The organism is Pseudomonas sp. 30_B (assembly GCF_017491605.1).
GTDB lineage: Bacteria > Pseudomonadota > Gammaproteobacteria > Pseudomonadales > Pseudomonadaceae > Pseudomonas.
On sequence record NZ_JAFGYY010000218.1, the window covers coordinates 1 to 498 of the forward strand.

Sequence of the window (498 nt, forward strand, 5' to 3'; positions counted from 1 at the left end):
ACCCGCGGCCACATTGGTGATCGTGCGCTCGCTGCCCGGCGCACCCACGCTGACCGTGCTGGCCGGGCCGCTTCCCGCCACCGCGTAGTTGGCGCCGTTCACCGAAACCGTGGACGTCGCGACTGCCGCGGCGGTTTTCGAACCCGCGCCGAGCGCCACGTCGTTCGCATTGCTCGCCGTCGCGAGCGAGCCGAGTGCCAAGCCGCCCGCCATCACCGCCCTCGCGGTATCGCCCAAGGCCACTCCGCCCGCCGCGGCCGCATTGCTGCTGTTGCCGGGCGCCACGCTGCCTTGGCCGACCGCCGTGCTGACGTTGCCCAGCGCCACCGCGCCTTGACCATTGGCCGTATTGTTGTTGCCCAGCGCGACAGCGCCGGTTCCGGTCGCGACGTTCGGATCGCCGATCGCCACCGCGCCGTTGCCCGACGCGGTATTGGCCACGCCGATCGAAACGGCTTGCCCGCCGGCGGCGGGCAAGCCGTTTCGATCGGCGTGGCC

The 498-nt window shown here is 72.3% G+C and carries 1 pseudogene; it reads right to left on the minus strand.

The features are described 5' to 3' along the window. Positions 1-498, minus strand: a pseudogene (locus J5M67_RS28010) (hypothetical protein); the annotation flags it as partial.